The following is a 1,850-nucleotide window of genomic DNA, read 5'->3' as shown; positions in this document are numbered from 1 at the left end:
TGGATATACCACTGATGTTGACCCCTCTTCGCCAATCTAAAGTGACCCCTTTGAGTTAGGGTTTGAAAGAGAGTAAAGTTGTTGTACAGATAGGCTCCTGAGAGCGGATGTTTTTGTACGGTTTAACAACTATTATTTTTACAAAAATACATTTTCTGATTTAGAGTTTCTTCTCCTTAGTGATTCGCCGTATAATTCGACCCTTAATGAGTGGTGGACAATGCGGTCCAGGATCGCGTCAGCGATGGTTTTCTCACCAATAATATCATACCATTCCTTAACAGGTATCTGCGAAGTAACTACCGTAGAGCGCTTTTGATGTCGGTCTTCTATGATATCCAGCAGAGAGGCCCTGCTCTGCGCATCAAAAGGCTGTAGCCCGAAGTCGTCCAATATCAACAGCTCGGCCCGTTCTATTCTTTTCAGTTCCGCCAGAATGGTACCCTTTGCTTTGGCCAGCTTCAGCTGGCCCATAAGCTTAGCGGTATTGACGTACATTACTTTGTACCCATTCTGACAGGCCTGATAGCCCAGCGCCGTTGCCAGGTAGCTTTTACCTGTACCGGTGGAACCGGTAATGAACAGGTCCTTGTGCTCCTTAACAAAGTCCAGGGCTGCAAGCCTGTGGACCTGGTTCTTTTCCAGGCCACGGTCGATAGCGTAGTCGATCTGTTCCAGCGAAGCTTTATAGCGAAAGCCTGCGCTCCTGATGGCCCTTTCTACGTAACGGTTACGCCTGTCGTCCCATTCGCTAGCGACCAGCAAAGCGATGAATTGATCGGCTGTAAGCGATTCTTTTACTGAAGTCTCCAGATTGGTTTTAAAGGCATCATACATGCCGTAAAGGCGAAGCTGACGCATCTTGTCTAATGTTTCATTATTCATTTGTTCTATGTTTTATGGGGTTTACTGGTAATATTCTTTTCCTCTGATATTCTTATGGGCGGGGATCGATACCGGTTCGTCGTCGTGCTGTAACTGGTCCAGGCGTTTCCTGAGGATCTCTTCGATAACCGGGTAGTTGTACTGGCCAAGGCTGTCGGCCCATCGGCACGCATCAGCCAATCTTCCGGCACCGACACGGCGCGCAAAGCTCAGAATACCGGAGCATGACTTATAAGCCTGCTCGGGATAAACCTTATGTTCCAGTACTTTGATGATATACCGGGTTACATCTTCATGGATAGCTTCTGCCTCCTGAATAAACTTTTCAGGCGACCATTCGGTTGTATAACGATGTTGAGAGGCCAGGTGGTTCTCATCTGTGGTATAACGGTATTTGATCCGGTTACGGCGATGAGAAGCGATCAGCGTATATTGGTAATAGATCTTGACCGCAATGGAGGTATACAAGACCTTTACTTTCTTTCCGATGTAGTTGTAAGGCACACTGTAATAGTGGATATCTTCTCCTAAACGAACGTAGCCGTTCTTCATCACGGTAACCATAACTTGTTTATTGACCTCGTAGCGCAGCGGGTTGAGTTGGCCCAACGCATTCCGTTCGATCTCCTCAAATTGCTCCCTGCGTGAGTAAGTTCGCCCGGAGAAAGGCTTGTTGTTATGGATCTCCAGGGCAGGCCTTATAGCGGAGTTCAGCGATTCAAGGTCACTGAACCTGCGGCCTTCTAACCTGGCATATATGCTGCGATAGATCAGCTTGACCGCTCCTTCCACTAAAGCCTTATCACGCGGCTTGTAAACGCGTGTAGGAACAACGGTGACAGCATAATGCTCTGCAAAGGACGCAAACTCATCATTCAATATCGCTTCGTATTTGCTTCCTCTGGTTACGGCGGAACGCAGGTTATCAGGAACAATGGCACCAGGAACTCCACCGAAATAGTGTA

Annotated in this window: 2 protein-coding genes; both read right to left on the bottom strand. The window is 47.6% G+C overall.

Going from position 1 to position 1,850, the window contains the following annotated elements; translation table 11 throughout:
• Positions 1–138: 138 nt before the first annotated feature.
• Complete coding sequence (istB, locus tag FPZ43_RS19175) at positions 139–861, bottom strand: IS21-like element helper ATPase IstB (RefSeq protein WP_261381152.1); 723 nt, start codon at positions 859–861, stop codon at positions 139–141.
• 45 nt (positions 862–906) lie between these two features.
• Positions 907–1,677, bottom strand: coding sequence for a Mu transposase domain-containing protein (locus FPZ43_RS19170; RefSeq protein ID WP_391563985.1), 771 nt, complete (start codon positions 1,675–1,677; stop codon positions 907–909).
• Between the last annotated feature and the right edge of the window lie 173 nt (positions 1,678–1,850).

Origin of the sequence: Mucilaginibacter pallidiroseus, from assembly GCF_007846085.1 — a bacterium.
In the GTDB taxonomy this organism is placed as follows: domain Bacteria; phylum Bacteroidota; class Bacteroidia; order Sphingobacteriales; family Sphingobacteriaceae; genus Mucilaginibacter; species Mucilaginibacter pallidiroseus.
The sequence above is the reverse complement of the archived record's forward strand: the minus strand, read 5'-3'. Positions and strand labels throughout refer to the sequence as shown.

Bases quoted from the DNA above. Each gene is read 5' to 3' on its own strand.
- istB (WP_261381152.1), bottom strand. From the start codon at position 861: ATGCGTCAGCTTCGCCTTTACGGCATGTATGATGCCTTTAAAACCAAT.